At 57.8% G+C, this 389-nt stretch carries 1 protein-coding gene; it reads right to left on the bottom strand.

All coding sequences use genetic code 11. From position 1 onward, the window contains the following. Window positions 1-389 (bottom strand): DUF3365 domain-containing protein (locus NE591_RS13115; RefSeq protein WP_256156847.1); only part of this gene is annotated, 389 nt, incomplete at both ends.

Genomic DNA, 389 nt, shown 5'->3' with positions numbered 1-389 from the left:
ATTGCCTTCTGACACCTCGTCCACACCGGAACGAATTTTACCCAAAGGCCGTGTGACCAAATAGGTCAGCGCCACATACACCACGACCAAGCACACCGCCAGCATGACGGCGAAGAACAGGACATCTTGAGCAATGGAATCGCGCTCATTGGCCTGGTACACGTCGAGCGGCGTAATGATGCTGATGGCGCCACCGATATCCCCCATTTTCCACCCCTCTTTGGGAGTGCCGGTCACGTCCAGCTCCCCAGCCGGTTCGCCATGGCACTGCAGGCAGGCCTCATCTATGGCCATGGGAGCCACATATCGAAAGACTTGGTGTCCCTCATAGTCGGTAAAGCCGTAGTAGTCGGCACGACTTGCATCGTCGTGGAACGCGGAGAGCGCGG

Origin of the sequence: Adlercreutzia sp. DFI.6.23 (assembly GCF_024462535.1) — a bacterium.
In the GTDB taxonomy this organism is placed as follows: Bacteria; Actinomycetota; Coriobacteriia; order Coriobacteriales; family Eggerthellaceae; genus Adlercreutzia; species Adlercreutzia rubneri.
The sequence above is the reverse complement of the archived record's forward strand: the minus strand, read 5'-3'. Positions and strand labels throughout refer to the sequence as shown.